General features: G+C 60.2%; 19 protein-coding genes. 17 read left to right on the top strand and 2 right to left on the bottom strand.

Translation table 11 applies throughout. The features are described 5' to 3' along the window. Positions 1-84: 84 nt before the first annotated feature. Together fabI and QO002_RS07720 are read left to right on the top strand one after the other, a co-directional pair. Entirely contained in the window at positions 85-897 is an 813-nt protein-coding gene (gene fabI, locus QO002_RS07725; protein WP_307228324.1) for an enoyl-ACP reductase FabI, read from the top strand. A 75-nt stretch (positions 898-972) separates the two neighbouring features. Next, positions 973-1,560, top strand: a complete 588-nt coding sequence (locus tag QO002_RS07720) for a histidine phosphatase family protein (protein WP_307228322.1) — start codon at positions 973-975, stop codon at positions 1,558-1,560. Between the two features lie 84 nt (positions 1,561-1,644). Here QO002_RS07720 and QO002_RS07715 read toward each other — a convergent pair whose 3' ends face one another. Further along, on the bottom strand, positions 1,645-1,905 hold the full coding sequence (locus QO002_RS07715) for a DUF1344 domain-containing protein (protein ID WP_307228320.1): 261 nt from the start codon (positions 1,903-1,905) through the stop codon (positions 1,645-1,647). Positions 1,906-2,154: 249 nt separating this feature from the next. Here QO002_RS07715 and QO002_RS07710 point away from each other — a divergent pair, with 249 nt between their 5' ends. From QO002_RS07710 to QO002_RS07685, 6 genes are all read left to right on the top strand, one after another. Continuing rightward, positions 2,155-5,331: a bifunctional diguanylate cyclase/phosphodiesterase gene (locus QO002_RS07710; protein WP_307228318.1), complete on the top strand. Its 3,177-nt coding sequence runs from the start codon at positions 2,155-2,157 to the stop codon at positions 5,329-5,331. Between the two features lie 132 nt (positions 5,332-5,463). Further along, entirely contained in the window at positions 5,464-6,561 is a 1,098-nt protein-coding gene (gene aroC, locus QO002_RS07705) for a chorismate synthase (protein WP_307228316.1), read from the top strand. A 26-nt stretch (positions 6,562-6,587) separates the two neighbouring features. Continuing rightward, positions 6,588-7,688 (top strand): 3,4-dihydroxy-2-butanone-4-phosphate synthase, encoded by a 1,101-nt coding sequence (gene ribB, locus QO002_RS07700; protein WP_307228313.1) that lies wholly within the window; start codon positions 6,588-6,590, stop codon positions 7,686-7,688. 97 nt (positions 7,689-7,785) lie between these two features. Beyond that, positions 7,786-8,211 (top strand): hypothetical protein, encoded by a 426-nt coding sequence (locus tag QO002_RS07695; protein ID WP_307228311.1) that lies wholly within the window; start codon positions 7,786-7,788, stop codon positions 8,209-8,211. Positions 8,212-8,428: 217 nt separating this feature from the next. Beyond that, on the top strand, positions 8,429-9,844 hold the full coding sequence (locus QO002_RS07690) for a hypothetical protein (RefSeq protein ID WP_307228309.1): 1,416 nt from the start codon (positions 8,429-8,431) through the stop codon (positions 9,842-9,844). A gap of 291 nt (positions 9,845-10,135) precedes the next feature. Then, a complete protein-coding gene (locus tag QO002_RS07685; RefSeq protein WP_307228307.1) occupies positions 10,136-11,389 on the top strand; it encodes a sensor domain-containing diguanylate cyclase in 1,254 nt (417 codons plus the stop codon). 14 nt (positions 11,390-11,403) lie between these two features. On the opposite strand, the gene QO002_RS07680 is transcribed toward QO002_RS07685, so the two are convergent. Then, positions 11,404-12,597, bottom strand: coding sequence for a winged helix-turn-helix domain-containing protein (locus tag QO002_RS07680; RefSeq protein ID WP_307228305.1), 1,194 nt, complete (start codon positions 12,595-12,597; stop codon positions 11,404-11,406). Positions 12,598-12,698: 101 nt separating this feature from the next. Here QO002_RS07680 and QO002_RS07675 point away from each other — a divergent pair, with 101 nt between their 5' ends. The 9 genes from QO002_RS07675 to QO002_RS07635 all read left to right on the top strand — a co-directional run bounded on the left by QO002_RS07675 (position 12,699) and on the right by QO002_RS07635 (position 18,462). Then, positions 12,699-13,379, top strand: a complete 681-nt coding sequence (locus QO002_RS07675; protein WP_307228303.1) for an energy-coupling factor ABC transporter ATP-binding protein — start codon at positions 12,699-12,701, stop codon at positions 13,377-13,379. Further along, on the top strand, positions 13,373-13,978 hold the full coding sequence (locus QO002_RS07670) for an energy-coupling factor transporter transmembrane component T family protein (protein ID WP_307228301.1): 606 nt from the start codon (positions 13,373-13,375) through the stop codon (positions 13,976-13,978). The genes QO002_RS07675 and QO002_RS07670 overlap by 7 nt, the downstream gene beginning before the upstream one ends. 48 nt (positions 13,979-14,026) lie before the next feature. Next, complete coding sequence (locus tag QO002_RS07665) at positions 14,027-14,590, top strand: biotin transporter BioY (protein WP_307228300.1); 564 nt, start codon at positions 14,027-14,029, stop codon at positions 14,588-14,590. Then, complete coding sequence (locus QO002_RS07660; RefSeq protein ID WP_307228298.1) at positions 14,590-15,579, top strand: zinc-dependent alcohol dehydrogenase family protein; 990 nt, start codon at positions 14,590-14,592, stop codon at positions 15,577-15,579. Before QO002_RS07665 ends, QO002_RS07660 begins: the two co-directional genes overlap by 1 nt. Before the next feature lie 62 nt (positions 15,580-15,641). Beyond that, entirely contained in the window at positions 15,642-16,568 is a 927-nt protein-coding gene (locus QO002_RS07655) for a histone deacetylase family protein (RefSeq protein ID WP_307228296.1), read from the top strand. A gap of 5 nt (positions 16,569-16,573) precedes the next feature. Next, a complete protein-coding gene (locus QO002_RS07650; RefSeq protein WP_307228294.1) occupies positions 16,574-16,819 on the top strand; it encodes an exodeoxyribonuclease VII small subunit in 246 nt (81 codons plus the stop codon). Positions 16,820-16,855: 36 nt separating this feature from the next. Then, on the top strand, positions 16,856-17,164 hold the full coding sequence (locus QO002_RS07645; protein ID WP_307228291.1) for a nucleotidyltransferase family protein: 309 nt from the start codon (positions 16,856-16,858) through the stop codon (positions 17,162-17,164). Further along, positions 17,154-17,516, top strand: coding sequence for a HepT-like ribonuclease domain-containing protein (locus tag QO002_RS07640; protein WP_307228289.1), 363 nt, complete (start codon positions 17,154-17,156; stop codon positions 17,514-17,516). The genes QO002_RS07645 and QO002_RS07640 overlap by 11 nt, the downstream gene beginning before the upstream one ends. 22 nt (positions 17,517-17,538) lie before the next feature. Continuing rightward, positions 17,539-18,462 carry a pirin family protein gene (locus QO002_RS07635; RefSeq protein WP_307228287.1) on the top strand — a complete coding sequence of 308 codons (924 nt, stop codon included), beginning with the start codon at positions 17,539-17,541 and terminating at the stop codon, positions 18,460-18,462. The last annotated feature ends 14 nt before the right edge of the window (positions 18,463-18,476 follow it).

Below are 18,476 nucleotides of genomic sequence, written 5' to 3'. Positions count from 1 at the left end.
CGCTCCCCGGTTTCCCGTCATGTCAATTTATCCGCCATTCCGCTCGCGCCAGCGAGGGAAGCATAGCATTATAGGGGCACCCGAATGTCGCAAGGTCTGATGAAGGGGAAGCGCGGGCTCATCATGGGCGTCGCCAACAACCGGTCGATCGCGTGGGGCATTGCCAAGGCCATTCACGCACAGGGCGGCGAGATCGCCTTCACCCATCAGGGCGACGCCCTGAAGAAGCGTGTCGAGCCGCTCGCAGCCGAACTTGGCGCGGTCATGGCAGGTCACTGCGACGTCACCGACGAATCGTCGATCGACGCCGTCTTCGAAACGCTCGAAAAGCTCTGGGGAAAGATTGATTTCGTCGTCCATGCCATCGGCTTCTCCGACAAGGATGAACTGACCGGCCGCTACGTCGATACATCGCCTGCCAACTTCGCCATGACCATGAATATCTCGGTCTATTCGTTCACGGCCATAGCGCGTCGTGCGGAAAAGATGATGACGGATGGCGGCTCGCTGCTGACCATGACCTATTACGGCGCCGAGAAGGTGATGCCGAACTACAACGTCATGGGCGTCGCCAAGGCTGCACTCGAAGCCAGCGTCAAGTATCTTGCCGTTGATCTCGGCCCCAAGAACATCCGCGTCAATGCCATTTCCGCAGGCCCGATCAAGACGCTCGCCGCCTCCGGCATCGGTGACTTCCGCTATATCCTGAAGTGGAATGAATACAACGCACCGCTGCGCCGCACGGTCACCATCGAGGAAGTGGGTGATGTCGGCCTCTACATGCTCTCCGACCTGTCGCGCTCGGTTACCGGTGAAGTCCACCACGCCGATAGCGGCTACCATGTGATCGGCATGAAAGCCGTCGATGCGCCTGACATCAGCGTCGTCAAGGACTGACCAGCCAAACAAGACAGGAGGCTCCGTCATCGGCGGGGCCTTTATCTTTTCGACATACTGCCTCGGAGCGTTCTGTTGCTCATCTATGTCATCCGCCATGGCCAGACCGACTGGAACGCCCAGATCCGTCTACAGGGCCAGAAGGATATTCCCCTCAACGATACCGGCCGCACCCAGGCAAGCGGCAACGGCCGCAAGCTTGCCCAGCTTATCGACCCGACCACGGCCGCAGCCTGGGATTTCGTCGCAAGCCCGCTTGGCCGCACGCGCGAGACGATGGAGCGCCTGCGTGGCGCGATGGGCCTTGATCCCCTGCTCTACCGGACGGATGAGCGCCTGAAGGAACTTTCCTTCGGCGATTGGGAGGGCTACACGCTGGAAGAGCTGGAAGCGATTGCACCGGAGCGCGTGGCTGAGCGAGAGCTTTCGAAATGGGATTTCATTCCGCCGGGCAAGGATGCGGAAAGCTATGAAATCCTCTCCTGGCGGATCGGCGCCTGGCTTGCCGACGTCAGCAGGCCGACGGTCGCAGTCGCCCACGGTGGCGTCATCCGCGCGCTGTTCAAGCTCTGTGGTGCGATGGACGCGGAAGAAGCTGCAATGGGCGCCATCCCGCAGGACCGGATCCTGAAGATCGAGGACGGCAAGATCGGCTGGCTTTAGAGCCCTGGCCATCTTTGCAAACTCAACACAACCAGGCGCATTTCAAAACGCGCCTTGGGATATTTTATTCAGACCTGTGGCGTCTTACTGAACGATTTCCAGATCGTTGATGACGCGTTTACCGTCAACTTCGGTGTAGAAGACCAGAACCTTGACACCTGCGGTCAGGCCGTCGAAGTTGAATTCTTCAGGCGCCTGGTAGCTTTTTCCGTCGTCAAGCGAGAGGCTCAGACGCTCGGTATCGACCGATGTGATGACAGCTTCGACGTCAGCGCTTTCGGCGTAGGCGCCGAGCGGAGACAGAAAACTTGCTGTGGCCATGAGTGCCGCTACGACGAACTTCATGCGGGTTACCCTCGTAAGTGATTCTTTGAATTTTGTTGTCCGCATGATTTGCCCCCCGATTGTGGCGAAAGTTGCCCAGTGTTGTGGCTTTTCAGAGTTTGCCCGATTTCCGGATCTATGGTTAACACGACGTTACGCCCCTCACGCACCGTGGTATTTTCAGCGGGAATTTCATAGCAGGATCAGCCTCTAAAGCCAATCTTAAGACTCAATCACTACCGTCCCTTTTTAAAACAGGGGAATACTGGCTTGACCATCGGCACAACTCTTCGCCATCGCGTGGAAATGCTTGCGAGACTGGCAAGGCCGTCGCTTATTCCGGTCGTGATCGCTGCGGCCGTCGTTTTCACGGGCGGCTACTTTTTCGACCAGCAAAATCGCCTTAATTTTCGCAGCGAACTGAAGATCAAGGTCCAGAACGAGCTCAGCCTGATCTCGACCCGTCTGCAGGCCGAAATCACCACAAGCATCACAGCGCTCCGCGGCACCGCAAACAGTGTCTCCGCCAATCCCGACATGACCCCGGAGCAGTTCAACCTGCTCGCCTCGAAGGTTCTCCTGCAGAACCCGCAGATGACGCGCATCAGCGCAGCACCTGAAGCCGTGGTTTCCATGGTCGTGCCCGCCAAGGGCAATGAGCGCATGGTCGGTACCGACTTCAAGCGTTTCGGCTCGTCGCGTGTCGCAACCGATCGCGCCCAGTCAAAGGCCCGCCCCATCATTGCTGGCCCCGTGCGGCTTCCGGATGGCCGGAAAGGCTTCAACCTTTTCTCGCCGGTTTTCGCCAAGAAGCTCGCGCACATGCGCTTCTGGGGCTTCATGGAAGCGATCGTCGATGAAACCGAACTTTATCAGGCGGCTCGCCTGCTCCAGACGAGCACGAGCGACGAACGGGAAGGCACGGATCGCCATATCGACGTGAAGCTCGCAATCCGCGACGTTTCTGTCAGCGACAACATTCAGGATCCATTTTTCGGCGAAGCGGAGATTTTCGCGCAGACGCCGGTGATCCGCCAGATGCACCTGCCGGGCGGAACCTGGGAGCTGGCGGCCATACCGGTCGGCGGCTGGCAGCAGGAACCCGACAACAACAAGGGCCTGATGATCGCCATCCTTGCCGCGGCTGCGATCATCATCATTCCGATCGTCGTGACCTTCGGCCTCGTCAGCGAGCGCCAGCGCACGATCGCAACGCTGCGTTCGCGCGACCGGGAGCTTCTGACGCTCTCCCACCGCCTCAATCTTGCGCTCGAATCCTCCAGCATCGGCATCTGGGAAATCGACCTCGATACACAGGAACGGTCCTGGGACGAGCGCATGTACCACCTTCATGGCCTTGCGCCGGGCAGCGGCCACCCGACCTATGCCGATTGGCGCAGCACCGTACATCCCGATGAACTCGAAGGCGTGTCGCTCACCCTGTTCAGGGCGCTGGATGAAAACCAGGAATACCGCTCCCAATATCGCATCGTCATGCCGGGTGGCGGGCTTCGTCATCTGCGCCATGTTGGCTCCACCCATGTCGGCGCCGATGGCAAAGCCAAGATCACCGGCATCAGCTGGGACGTGACCGACGACGTGACGATGACCGATCAGCTGAGGGCGGCCAAGGCGCTTGCCGAAGCCCGCAATACCGAACTGAAAGATGCACTGGACGGTCTCTCCGAGCGGGAACAGCAGCTGGAGGAAATCTCCCGCCGGCTCGATCTGGCGCTCGCCTCCTACCAATGCGGCATGTGGGAAGCCGATCTCGAGGGTGGTGTCAGCTATTGGGACCAGCGCATGCACCAGCTTTACGGTCTGGTTTTCACCGATGGACAGGCAACGCACGAAACCTGGCTTTCCGCGCTGCATCCGGAGGATCGCAAGGAAGCGGAGACCAACGTCGACCGCGCGATCCAGGGTGATCTGCCCTATGTCCAGCAGTCACGGGTGGTGTTGCCGGACGGTTCGGTGCGGCACGTTCGGTCCGTTGGCAAAATTCACATTTCTCCCGAAGGTGCGCGCAAGATGATCGGCATCGCCTTCGATATCAGCGAAGACGTCCGGCTGACCGAAGACCTGAAGGCGGCCAAGGCCGTCGCGGAAGTCAAGAATGACGAGCTCGCGGAAGCCAATCACCGCATCGAGCACAACGCGCTTCACGATCCGCTGACAGGGCTCGGCAACCGCCGCATGCTCGACAGGAAACTCGAAACCCTCTCGGCATCACGCGCCGATGGCCTCACCAATATCGCGCTTCTGCATATCGATCTCGACCGCTTCAAGCAGATCAACGACACGCTCGGCCATGCCGCCGGCGATGCCATGCTGGTGCATGCCTCGCAGATCTTGCGTTCGAATATCCGCGCAAACGATATGGTCGCCCGGATCGGCGGCGACGAGTTCGTTGTCGTGATCACCGATGCGCCGGACAAGACCTACCTCGAGAAGCTGTCGCAGCGGATCATCCACGAGATGCGCCAGCCCGTCGATTATAACGGTTTCCCCTGTCGTTTCGGGGTCAGCATCGGCATCGCGACAGCCGGCGATCTGGCGGTGGATGAGCGCAAACTGCTGGTCAACGCCGATATCGCGCTCTACCGCGCCAAGGAAAACGGCCGCAACCGCTTCGAATTCTTCACGGAGATGCTGCAGGCCGAGATCATCACCACCAAGCGCATTGCCGACGAAATTCTCGAAGGCATCGAAAAGCATCAGTTCGTCCCCTGGTACCAGCCGCAGTTCGAAGCCGGGACTTTGAAGCTTGTGGGCGTGGAAGCGCTGATCCGCTGGAACCACCCGCGCGAAGGCCTTCTGACACCGGACAAATTCCTGGGCATTGCCGAGGAACTGAACGTCGTCGCCACGCTCGATCGCATCGTGCTCGACCGCGCATTACTTGATGCCATGGTGTGGGCGTCAAAGGGTCTTCATATCCCGAAGATCTCGGTCAACGTTTCGGCCAAGCGGCTTTCCGACGACCTGCTTCTCAACTCGCTGCAGGGTCTGAGCTTCACAGCCGGCCAGCTTTCCTTCGAGCTGGTGGAATCAATCTTCCTTGATGAGAGCGACGATATCGTCACTGCCAATATCGAGGGCATCAAGAAGCTCGGTATCGACATCGAAATCGATGATTTCGGCACCGGTCATACCTCGATCGTCAGCCTTCTGAAGATCAAGCCGAAGCGGCTGAAAATCGATCGACAGCTCGTGGCACCGATCCTCGGCTCCCGCAAGGAACAGGCGCTGATCCGCTCGATCATCGAGATCGGCCGTTCTCTTGGCATCGAGACCGTTGCCGAAGGCGTCGAGACCATGGCCCATGCGGAAATGCTCAGTGTGCTCGGCTGCGACCTGTTGCAGGGCTATGCGTTCTCCAAGGCAAAAAGTGCCGAGGACTTCCTTGCCTTTGCCAAGGGCGATGCACTGGCACTGGCCTCGTGAGGAAAGGCTTTTCCTTGCCTAACGCTTTTTAGGCAGAAAGGCTTTTCCCTTCCGGCCTTTTTACACTAATAGTCTCGACCGAAAGAATGGGGCCATAAACCCCTCCCCGTCAGTTCACGGTCTCCGGTTTCCATGTCACACAATACGTTCGGCCATCTCTTCCGCGTCACCACCTGGGGCGAAAGCCATGGGCCTGCTCTCGGCTGCGTCGTGGATGGCTGCCCGCCCGGCATCCGCTTCACGCTCGCTGACCTGCAGGCGTGGCTCGACAAGCGCAAGCCCGGCCAATCCCGCTTCGTCACCCAGCGGCGCGAGGACGATCTTGTGAAGGTGCTCTCCGGCGTGATGCTGGACGAGGACGGCGAGACGATGATTACCACGGGCACGCCGGTCTCGATGATGATCGAGAACACCGACCAGCGCTCCAAGGATTATGGCGAGATCGCCAAGCGCTACCGTCCCGGCCATGCGGATTATACCTATGACGTGAAATACGGCATCCGCGACTATCGCGGCGGTGGGCGCTCCTCGGCCCGCGAAACGGCTGCCCGTGTCGCCGCCGGCGGCCTTGCCCGCAAGGTCGTGCCGGGCCTCACCGTCCGCGCTGCCCTCGTGCAGATTGGCAAGCACAAGATCAACCGGGCCAACTGGGACTGGGCGCAGGTCAACGAAAACCCGTTCTTTGCGCCGGATCCTGAAATCGTGCCCGTCTGGGAAGAATATCTCGATGGCATCCGCAAGGCCGGCTCCTCGATCGGCGCCGTCGTCGAGGTGATCGCCGAAGGTGTTCCGGCCGGCATCGGCGCTCCGATCTACGCCAAGCTCGACCAGGACATCGCCTCGAACCTGATGTCGATCAACGCCGTCAAGGGCGTCGAGATCGGCAACGGCTTTGGCGCCGCAGAAATCACCGGCGAGGAAAATGCCGATGAAATGCGTATGGGCAATGACGGCCAGCCGATCTTCCTGTCCAACCACGCCGGCGGCATATTGGGCGGTATTTCCACCGGCCAGCCAGTGGTCGCCCGCTTCGCCATCAAGCCGACCTCTTCGATCCTGACGGAACGCCGCTCGATCGACAGTGACGGAAACAATGTCGATGTGCGCACCAAGGGCCGCCACGACCCCTGCGTCGGCATCCGCGCCGTGCCGATCGGCGAGGCGATGGTTGCCTGCACCATTGCCGACCACTACCTGCGCGACCGCGGCCAGACAGGTCGCCTGAAGTAACCGCCGGACAAAATTAGGAGAACACCATGGCCTATGACCAGAAGCGCGTCGTCGACGCCATCCGTGCCTTCGAAGCCGGCGAGATCGTTGTCGTCACCGATGATGACGGCCGCGAGAATGAAGGCGACCTGATCGTTGCCGCCGTTCACTGCACGCCGGAAAAGATGGGCTTCATCGTGCGTTACACCTCCGGCATCGTCTGCACGCCGATGCCGCGCGAGGAAGCCAAGCGGCTGAACCTCAACGCCATGGTCGCCGAAAACGATTCGGCCCACACGACGGCCTTTACTGTTTCCGTCGATTTCAAGCACGGCACCACCACCGGCATCTCGGCCGACGACCGCACCCTGACGGTGCGCAACCTCGCCAATCCGAATGTCGGCGCGGCCGACTTCACCCGTCCCGGCCATATTTTCCCGCTCGTTGCCCGCGAAGGCGGCGTCCTGATGCGCTCCGGCCATACCGAAGCCGCCGTCGATCTCTGCAAGCTCGCCAGCCTGCCGCCGATCGGCGTGATCTGCGAACTCGTCAACGACGACGGCACCGTGATGCGCGGCCCGCAGGTGGCAAGCTTTGCCGAGACCCACGGTCTCAAGCAGGTTTCCGTTGCCGACCTCATTGCCTATCGCCAGCGCAAGGACAAGCTGATCGAGCTGGAAAGCAGCTTCGATATCGACACGCCCTACGGCAAGGCGAAGGGCCACGCCTATTCGCTGCCCTGGGACCCGATGCAGCATCTGGCCGTCGTCTTCGGGGATATCCGCGATGGTGTCGATATTCCGGTGCGCCTGCATCTGGAAAACGTCGGCGCTGATGTGTTCGGCAAGGACTGCCAGCTCGACAGGATCATGAAGCGCATCTCCGAGCAGGGCCGCGGTGTCATCGTCTACCTGCGCGAGGGTTCTGTCGGGGTGGGCGTTTCCAAGACCGCGCGCACGGCAAAACACGAACGCGAAGGCCATGACGAGGCACAGGCCCGCGAAAGCGAATGGCTGGAAATCGGACTGGGCGCGCAGATCCTGAAAGATCTCGGCATTACCTCGATCCGCCTGCTCTCGACGCGCGAGCGCCACTATGTCGGCCTCGAAGGCTTCGGCATCCAGATCACCGAGACTGACATCATCTGAACCTCTATGCCGGGGCTGCACGATTGCAGCCACCGCACGCTTAACAAAGAATACAACCTGTGATTATATTAGCAAAACGTTTCGATGGAGAAGACGGATGGCTAAGAGCACGCAGGGGAATTCTGGCGACAACGGCAACGATACGTCATCGGACCCGGGCGTGGCGGGCGACGCTGCGACAGAGAACCAGCCGGAAATTCAGCCCAAAACGCCACGCATAGATATCGCCAATGACAAGGTAGTCTATTTCGGCAACCGCGCCTATCTTGGTCGCAGGCCCAACGGTCCCGGCGGCAGGATGCTTGATATTCTCCCTGATCTGCCGGATATCCGCGACCGGATCTACCAGCCGAATCTGCAACGCCTGCCGCAGCAGAAAGCCTATCGCATCTCTTTTTCCGTGCGTGATCAGGGCAAGATCAACAGCTGCGTCGGGCACGCACTCGCCCATGTCATCGACGTTTTGCGCCATGAAAACGATGAAGATTTATCACCGGAACGGGCGAGCGCCACCATGCTCTAACAGATGGCGATGCGGAACGACGAATGGACGGAAAGTCCCCACGAAGGATCAAGCCTGCGGGGTGGCATCAAGGGCTTCTTCCGCAATGGCGTCTGCGACGAGAACACTCCAGGCGCGAACGCCCCGAATTGGCTCTTAACCTACGAGATGGCGAAGGCGGCAAAGGAGACGCGGCTCGGCGCCTATTTCCGACTTCAACCGGACCTCAGCGACTACCATGCAGCGCTGCAAGAGGTGGGCGCGATATGTTTCTGCCCAAATTCACGCAAACTGGAAGACGCTCAAGGGCAAGAAGATCGAGCCCGGCGGTGCGCCGCTTGGTGGCCATGCCTTTGTTATTGTCGGCTATGATGCGGATGGCTTCTGGATATTGAATTCCTGGGGCGAACGGTGGGGCGATAACGGCGTTGCTCACTGGAGCTACGCCGACTGGGCGGCGACAGTCATGGATGGCTGGGTGTTGCAACTCGGCGTGCGCGCACCGGCAGCCTTCAGTGCCATTCCGGGAAGTTCACCCAGCAGCCGCTCCGGTCTGTTCGGTATCGGCGATCCCAATCGGGCCGATATCCTCGGCCATTTCATCAATATCGACGACGGGCAACTGATCGAGACCGGCAAATATGCCTCGCCGCGACAAGAGGAAATGCTGGAAACGGTCAAGCGTCTGGCAAACCCTTCTTCGAACGGTGGTGCCGGCTATCCGCACCTTGTCATCTATGCCCATGGCGGTCTCAATTCGCGCGTCGCAGAGGCACGCCGCATTGCCGCCTGGAAGCGTGCCGATATCTTCGGCCGAAACCAGCTCTACAATTTCCATCTGATGTGGGCCTCCGACTTCTTCGGAGAGGCTTTCGGCAAGATGTCGGAAACGAACGCTGGCCTCGCCGGTAGCGGTTTCACCGACTGGATGTTTGAGACCGGTCTTGGCAAATGGGCCGGTAACCGCGCCTGGCGCAACATGAAGGGCGATGCGGCCGCTGCCTTTAAAGAGGAAGAGACCAAAACCACCACGAATGACTATGACGGTGGATATCGTGGGTTGGCACCGCTCCTCAAGGGTCTCGATGCCGCAGCTGTGCGCCCGAAAATTCATCTTGTCGGCCATAGCGCCGGGTCAATCATGCTCGGGCGCCTGATCAGCGCCTTCAAGCGCTTCGGCCTGAAGAATATCGACATCGAGAGCATCCATCTCATGGCGCCGGCCTGTACCGTCAATTTCTTCAATGAGCATTACAAACCGCTTCTATCCGGCAAAGGACCGGTGAAACTCAAGGACAAGATGTATCTCTACATGATGACTGACGAATTGGAGCAGAAGGATACGGTTGAGGCGGGCATTCCATTCACGCCACGCTACAGCCATTCCCTGCTCTATCTGGTCTCACGCGCTTTTGAGGAAATGCCTGAAACACCGCTTGCCGGCATGGAAATCTATCACTCGCCCATGCCTGATCCAGAGGATTTTAAGAAGCTGAAAATCGATCTTTCCTCCGGAAAATCGAGCGCCACAACGCAATCCACCTCTCACGGCGGCTTCGACAATGATGCCGCGACGCTGACGACGATTATGGCCCGCATCCGCGGTACGGCACCGCCAAAACCGCCGATGCAAAATGAACTGACGGGATATTGAAGGACATTCCGCGCCGCCTGACCCCGTGCATGGCACGGTGTCTGAGCGACGTTGGTCGCTTTCTCAAGACAATTTTCGCTGCAGGAGAGTTGACCAGAAATTTACTGTGCCAACGCTAATTCCTCAACGTGTCGTTATTCTAGATTTCTTCGCTGGAGGATGTCTGGTTCAGATTGAACCAGACATCCTCTGGATTCTTTTGTTTGCGTTTTTCTTTTCGGGAAAACCGGTTCCCACTTTTCCCTGACAACCTCTAGAAGGTAAGTTATTACCGTTGAAGAGGAATCGAGAATGGTTGTCACCAAGGCATTCGGAAGATCGTCGGCAGAGGTTGTGCAGCGTGAGAGCGAACGACTGGCTGCGTTGTCGCAGCTTGATCTTCTCGATACGCCGCGAGACGAAGGGTTCGAACGCGTGGTGCGTCTGATCAAGTCGATCTTCTCGATCGATATCGGCCTCGTTTCGCTCATTGACGCCCATCGGCAATGGTATGCCGCCTGCTCCGGCCTTGCCGCAACGCAAGTACCGCGTGAGGATTCATTTTGCCGTTATGTCATCGACAACGAAGAACCCATCGTGGTGCCTGATACCACCAAGGATATTCGCTTCGCGCAACATCCGGCGGTGACGGGGGAAACCCACATCCGTTTTTATGCCGGCGTGCCCCTTAAAACCAAAGCCGGGCATACGATCGGAACCGTCTGCGCCATCGACCGGCGCGCGCGGTCCTTCAGTTCACGCGATCTCACCATTCTGCAGGAACTTTCCGGTGCCGCCATGGACCGGATCGAGCTGATGCAATCGGCGGCGACGGACAGCCTGACCGAAGCGTTGACGCGCCGCGCCTTCAAGCAGGAAGCAGATCAGCTGATCTCGCTTGCCCGTCGTCACCAGCACGATCTCTCCTGCATCGTCCTCGACATCGACCATTTCAAGCGGGTGAACGACACGCATGGCCATGCGGCCGGTGATGACGCCCTGAAGGCTGTCGCCTGCGCCTGCAGAACCGTGCTGCGGGCCGGCGATCTTTTCGGCCGTCTGGGGGGCGAGGAATTTGCCGTCTTGCTTCCACATATCGATCGCAATGGGGCGGAAGCCGTGGCCGAAAAGCTGAGGTTGGTGATCGCATCCCAGGCCGTCAGCGGCGCCTATGGCACCCTGAATGTCACGGCAAGCCTCGGCAGCACATCACTGTCCATTATCGGCAAGGACGTCGATACACTGCTTGCCCAGGCCGACGCCGCCATGTACCGGGCCAAGAACGAAGGGCGCAATCGCTGCGTTTCCTGGAGTTCGATGTCTGCCGAAGATGGCATGAACGCCCGGCGGCGGGTGCTGAAGGCAGGATCTATCCTCTTCAATGACCGGCGCTCCACGATCGATTGCACCGTGCGCTCGCTGGGCTCTGATGGTGCAAGCCTTTCGGTTTCCGCAAGCACCGGAATCCCGGCAGAATTCGTCCTGCTGATCAAGGGCGAAGGCTTTGAAACGAGATGCCGGATGATCACAAACGACCGGCAGAACCTGGAAGTCGCATTCTGCTGACAGACGGATGGAGGCTAATCTCCCTGCCAACCCGCAAGATAGTTCACCCGCTCGACCCCGGCGAAGCGGGCGACACGGGCAAGTTCGGCTTCCAGCCGCTCCAAGCGTCCGGATGAGGCGCGCACGCCCTTCTCCCACCAGATGCGCTTGACGTCGAGCGTGCCGGCCTTGCGGTCGGCCTTCATGTCGATGCGGCCAACGATACGGTCGCCTTCGAGCAGCGGGAAGACATAGTAGCCGTATTCCCGCTTGGGCTCAGGCACGAAAATCTCGATGCGGTAATAGAAGCCGAACAGGCGCTCCGTGCGGTTGCGGTCGCGGATCAGCGGATCAAAGGGGCTGAGAACGCGGAGGCGAGCGGGCGGGTCGGAATGGTCACCGAGATTATCGGGGAAGCCCTCAAAGGCATAGGACAGCCGCGGCTTTTCGCCATCCGCCGGCCCTATCGCCACTTCGGTGAGCTCTTCGCGGTGGGTCTCGATCCAGACACCGGCTTCCTCCGGCGAGATCAGGCCCCAGAAGGCGGCGATTTCGCCGCGCGTGGCAAATCCAAGCCGTTCTAGAGCGCTGCGGCAGGCCCAATCGAGGAAGGCCTCCTCGCTCACTTCCGGCTCATAATGATGGCCGGGAATGACGCGCTCGGCGAGATCGTAGATCTTCTGGAAATTCTGGCGACCGGCGATCGCAAGCTTTCCCGTGTGCCAGAAATATTCGAGCGCTGTCTTGTTCGGATGCCAGTTCCACCACCCACCGGACTTGTGATCGGCCACCTTCAGATCACGCGACATTGCCGCTCCGCCCTCGGCGATACGTTGAAGCGTTTCCTCGAAACTGCTGTCGAACCCCTCGCCCTGCCATTTCAGCCAGCGTTCCTTCAGAACCGGCTCGCGCCGGGCAAAGCGATGTTTCCAGTAGCGGAAGAACACGGCGGGCAGGATCGAGGCATCATGCGTCCAGTGCTCGAACAGCTCGCCGTCCTTTTCCAGAAGCTCCGTCAGGTGATCACGCCGATAGGTCTGGTTGCGGGAAAACAGGATCTGGTGATGGGCGCGCTCCACGGTCGAGATGCTGTCGATCTGAACGAAGCCGATATCATGGATGAGCTGCAGCAACCCCTCCTTGCCGAGCGCACGATTGGGCGCGGCGGCAAGGCCCTGCTTGTTGAGAAAGATCAGCCGCGCGTCGCGGTTCGAAACCAGAATCGCCATGGGCACGGAGATTAGGCTTTTATTCCCAACAGTCAAACCGGCGGATTTGCCTTTCGGCCAGACTCGATTATAGAACGGGCCGAGATAGCGAGGGGACTGCCTTGGATATTCGCTTTGCCGATTGCTCGGTTCGCTTCGGCGACAAGACCGCGCTTCATCCCCTGACCCTCACGCTGACCGAGCGGCGCATCGGCATTATCGGTCTCAACGGCTCGGGCAAGACGACGTTTGCGCGGCTGATCAACGGGCTGGTGAAACCGAGCGGGGGCCATGTGCTGGTTGGCGGCCTCGATACCGTTGCCGACGAGAAACGCGTCTTCGGAAAAGCCGGCTTCATCTTCCAGAACCCGCAACACCAGCTGATCATGCCGATCGTCGAGGAAGATATTGCCTTCGGCCTGAAGAATCGTGGCCTGAAGACCACTGAAATCACTGAACGCACCGCCACAATCCTCGCGCGATTCGGTATTTCCCATCTTGCCCGCAGGCGGGTGCACGAGCTTTCCGGCGGCGAAACGCAACTCGTCGCCATGGCGAGCGTCCTGGTGACCGAGCCCGACATCCTGATCCTCGACGAGCCGACCAACCAGCTGGACCTGAAGAACCGGGCGCTCGTGGCATCAACGATCGAAAGTCTGGAGCAGCAGGTGCTGGTCATCAGCCACGATCTGTCGCTGGTCGAGGATTTCGAGCGGGTGCTGCTGTTTGATGGCGGCCGGCTTGTTGCGGACGGGACCCCAGGTGAGGTCATCGCCCGCTACCGGGAGCTTGCCGCATGCTGAAGAGCCTCTATGTCGAGGGTCGGACGCCCCTGCACGCCATGTCAGTGCGCACCAAACTGGTGATGCTGATGGCGGCCAGCATCGTGCTCTTCTTCGTCACCTCGCCGCTTGCGCTGCTGCCAGTCTTCATTCTCTGCGCTGCCACCTATTTCACGCTGGGACTGCCGCTGCGCGAAGCTTTCGGTCGTGTCGGCTGGGTGCTGTTCGCCATCCTGATCCTGGCGCTTGCCACCCTCTATTTCGACGGCGCGCGGCAGGCGGCGGCGATGGCGCTTCGCATCGGCGCGGTCGTCTTCCTTGCCAGCGCCATCACCGCGACAACGGCGATCAGCGCCTTCATGGACGAGATCACCATCCTCTTGCAGCCGTTCGAAAGAGCCGGCATCCTCAGAGCCGCCGATGTCGGACTGGCGCTGGCGCTGGTGATCCGCTTCGTGCCGGAAATCCTCGATCGCTATGCCAATATCCGCGAGGCACACCGTGCTCGCGGGCTTCCCATGCGGCCGCTCACCCTGTTTGCGCCGCTCATCATCCAGACGCTCAAAGACGCCGATACGATCGCCATGGCCATTGACGCGCGCGGGTTCAGGCGTCAGTAGTCAAGCAGTTTCTTATAAACGAAAAATGATTCCCACTGGAGAGACGGAATGACCACCAGAGACCTCGTGCTTATTGCCTTGTTCGCCGCCATCATTGTTTTCCTTGGAATTATTCCGCCGATCACGCTGGGCTTCATCCCCGTCCCGATCACGGCCCAATCCATGGGCGTCATGCTCGCAGGCTGCATTATCGGCGCCAGGCGCGGCGCGCTCGCCTATCTGCTGGTCATCCTGATGGTGGCGATCGGCCTGCCGGTTCTCTCCGGCGGTCGCGGCGGTCTTGCCATTCTCGCCGGCCCGACCGCCGGCTTCATCATCGGCTGGGTCGTCGGCACTTTCGTGACAGGCCTGGTTGCCGAAAAGCTGGTGCGTGAAAGCCAGACCGGCGTGCGCCAGCTCACCGGCTTCTTCATCGCGTCCGTCATCGGCGGTATCGGCGTCGTCTATTTGCTTGGAATTGCGTGGCTTGCGTTCGTAACCGGCCTTGGCATCGAGAAGGCCGTTTTGGGCTCGCTCGCCTTCATCCCGGGAGACCTCCTCAAGGCTGGCATCGCCTCGCTGGCCGCCCGTGCCATCATCGTCGGTTACCCACTCTTGCCGCAACGCGCCTGATGCCGGAAAACCGTGGCGCGCTGATTTCCCGCTATGGGGAACCGCGCGTTGTTGTCGAACTTGCCACCCTTTCCCGCCCGGCCCCGCAGCCGGGCGAGATCGAAATCGCAATTGAACGCGCAGCCATCAATCCTTCCGACCTGATCCCCATTACCGGTGCTTACCGCAACCGCACGATCCTGCCCTTCATCCCCGGCTTCGAAGGGTTCGGGCGGGTGACGCGGGTCGGCAAGGATGTGAGCGGCCTCGCGGTGGGAGACCGCGTGCTGCCGCTCGGCGCCAGCGGTCTCTGGCAGACCTACCTGCTGCGCCCCGCCGATTGGTGTTTTCCCGTCCCGGACGACATCGCGGACAACGATGCCGCCATGGCCTATATCAACCCGATGACGACGCTGCAGCTTATCGAAACCCTGAAGGGCCATTTTGCGGCAAATGGGGGATTGGCCGGATTGCGGATAGCGGTCACCGCTGCCGGGTCTGCGATCGGGCGCATGCTGTTGCGCCAGCTTGCCAGGGAAAATGCTCTCCCCATGGCGATCGTCAGAAACAGGCAGACCTGGGATGGGGACCCCGAACCTTCGGCCGCCGCATCTGTGTTGCTCGCCAGTGACGTGGGAGATAGCGAGCCTCTCCACGCGGTGATCGATTGCGTTGGCGGTTATGCCGGTGGTGACTTGCTTTGCGACAAGCTCCTCGCGGGCGGGCTTTTTCTGCAGTACGGCGCACTCAGCGGTATTCCGGTTCCGCAGGAAGCGATTTCGGCACGGCCGGATGTTCGCTTCAGTTTCCTGTGGCTGCGCAACTACGTGCATTCGGCCGGGCGCGACCGGTTGGCGGCTTCCGTCGAAATCTGTTTCGCGGGCGTGCGCGACGGCATCTTTTCCAGCCGGATCGCCGCCACCTACCCGCTCTCGCGCCTTGCGGATGCGCTGGCTCACCAGGAGAAGCCGGCACGGAACGGCAAGATCCTCATCGACCCGCGTTGTTGAAAACGGCCAATTGCATGCATCGCGCCATGGACCTTGAAAGCATCACGCCCTAGGTTCGAGGCATGAGCACGATCCTTTTCGAAAATCCGATCTTTCTCGAGCACAAGGTGCCGGAAGGTCATCCAGAGCGGCCCGACCGTCTACGCGCGCTCAACCTCGCACTGGAACACGAACGTTTCCGCGATCTTAAGCGCGAAAAGGCGCCGCAGGGCAACGAGGATCTGGTGCTGCTCGCCCACCCGGAAGAGCATTTGCGCACCGTCATGTCCGTTATCCCCGAGGAGGGTATCAACTCCTTCGAGGCCGATACCCATGCAAGCCCGGCAAGCCTGCAGGCAGCGCTGACCGGCATCGGCGGCGCGACCGCGGCCGTCGATGCGGTGTTTACCGGCAAGGCCGACAATGTCTTCGTCGCCGCCCGCCCGCCCGGCCATCACGCCGAGAGAAACAAGGCGATGGGCTTCTGCTTCTTCAACAATGCCGCTATTGCCGCCCGCTATGCGCAAGAGACCTATGGCGCCGAACGGGTCGCCATCGTCGACTGGGACGTGCACCACGGCAACGGCACGCAGGATATCTTCTGGGACGATCCTTCCGTGCTGTTCTGCTCGACGCACCAGATGCCGCTTTACCCCGGCACGGGCGCCAAGAATGAGACAGGGGCCGGCAACATCGTCAACGCACCGCTTTCACCGGACACCGGCAGCGACCATTTCCGCGAGGCCTTCAAGTCGCGTATCCTGACCGCGCTCGATAATTTCCGGCCGGATTTCATCATCATCTCCGCCGGCTTCGACGCCCACCACCGCGATCCCCTGGCGCAGATCAATCTCGTCGCCGACGATTTCGACTGGGCAACGGGCCGGCTACTCGATGTCGCCGACAGAAGCGCCAACAACCGCGTGGTCAGCCTCCTGGAAGGCGGCTACGATCTCGAAGGACTGGCCGAGTCGGCCGGCACACACATCTACCGCCTGATGAGGGGCTGACCATCATGACCGACAACACCAACGTTTCCGCCCTCTCCTTCGAAAAGGCCGTGGAAGAACTCGAAGCCATCGTCTCGGCGCTGGAGCGCGGCGACGTCGCCCTCGACAAGTCGATCGAGATCTACGAGCGCGGCGAAGCCCTGAAGAAACATTGCGAAGCGCTGCTCGGCGCCGCCGAAAACCGCATCGAAAAAATCCGCCTCGACCGGGCAGGTAAACCGCAGGGCGTCGAGCCGCTGGACGGGGAGTGAGTGGACGGCTTTCTCACCCCGTAGTAGTGTGAGGTCATGACACGGGATGAGATCATTGCCAAGCTGCTTGCGCACCGAACGGATTTGGAAGCCGCCGGTGCCGAGCATATTTCGCTTTTTGGTTCCATAGCCCGCGACACTGCGTCGCTTCATTCCGACATTGATGTTCTAGTCAAGCTTTCCGCTCCGGTGGCAAGTTCTGGGTTCGGATATTTCGGCGCCCTCAGCGACGTGAAGAGCATGATCGAGGCCCTGACAGGCCGCCAGGTCGACATTGTTTCCGAACCGATCCGGAAGGAAGAACTCCGGCACAACATCAAGCGGGATCAGGTCGTTGCCTTCTAAGCGACCGAAAACCCGCCTGCAGGACATCGCCGAAAATGCGGGGCGTATTCTCGGCTATACCGCCGGCATGGATTTCAGCGCCTTTGAAAAAAGCGCGCTCGTGCGCGACGCGACAGAGCGCTGCCTGTTGCGTATTTCTGAAGCTGCGACAAAACTCGGACCCGACGCTGAAACCTTGCTGCCCGATCATCCATGGCAACAGATACGCAGTATCGGCAATATTCTCCGCCATATGTATGAGGATATTGATGCCGCGATAATCTGGACGATCGTTTCCGAGCAGTTGCCCATGCTGCTCGCGGATATCGAAGATACCGTTGCAAAGCTTCCCGACGACGATTTCGCGCTATAGCCGCTCAGAGGAGAAACCGCCAATGTCCTTCTTTCCCGGAATTGATCCCGAGGCTGGCGATGCGCCGGCTTGTGATGCGATCGAACTCCTGGTCATTCCGCGCACCACGGACCTTGGCAATTTCCAGGTGCGCCGGGCGCTGCCGACAGCCAAACGGCGGCTTGTCGGGCCTTTCGTGTTCTTCGACCGGATGGGACCGGCTTTGCTCAAAGCCGGACAGGCGATGGATGTGCGGCCGCATCCGCATATCGGGCTTTCGACCGTCACCTATCTCTTCGACGGCGAGATCAAGCATCGCGACAGTCTCGGCACCGAGATGGTCATCGCGCCGGGTGACCTCAACCTGATGACCGCCGGGCGCGGCATCGTGCATTCGGAGCGCTCGCCGGAAAACCTGCGCGGCAGGGATCATTCGATTTCCGGCCTGCAGACATGGCTGGCGCTGCCCGACCAGTACGAGGAGATCGACCCGATCTTCGCCCATACCGAAAAGCGCGACATGCCGACGTTCCGGCAGGATGGGCTCGACGGTCGCGTCGTCATTGGCGCCTTCGAGGGCATGACCTCCCCGGTCAAGGTGTTTTCAGACACGATCTATATCGACCTGAAGATCGAAGCCGGCAGGAGCGCGCCGTTCGCGGCCGAATGGGAAGAGCGTGCGCTCTATATCCTCTCCGGCGAGGCCGTGATTGCCGGAGATCATTTTGCCGACAATCAGCTGCTCGTGTTCCGTCCGGGTGTTCCGATCACCATAACGGGCGGACCGATGGGCTGTCATGTCATGCTCTTCGGCGGGGCGCCGATGGGCTCGCAGCGCTTTATCTGGTGGAACTTCGTCTCGTCCTCGAAGGAGCGCATCGAACAGGCCAAGGAAGAGTGGAGAACCGGCCGTTTCGATATCGTACCGGGGGACAAGGAGGAGTTTATCCCTTTGCCGGAACGGTAATATTCGCTAAACTG

Source organism: Pararhizobium capsulatum DSM 1112, assembly GCF_030814475.1.
In the GTDB taxonomy this organism is placed as follows: domain Bacteria; phylum Pseudomonadota; class Alphaproteobacteria; order Rhizobiales; family Rhizobiaceae; genus Pararhizobium; species Pararhizobium capsulatum.
The sequence above is the reverse complement of the archived record's forward strand: the minus strand, read 5'-3'. Positions and strand labels throughout refer to the sequence as shown.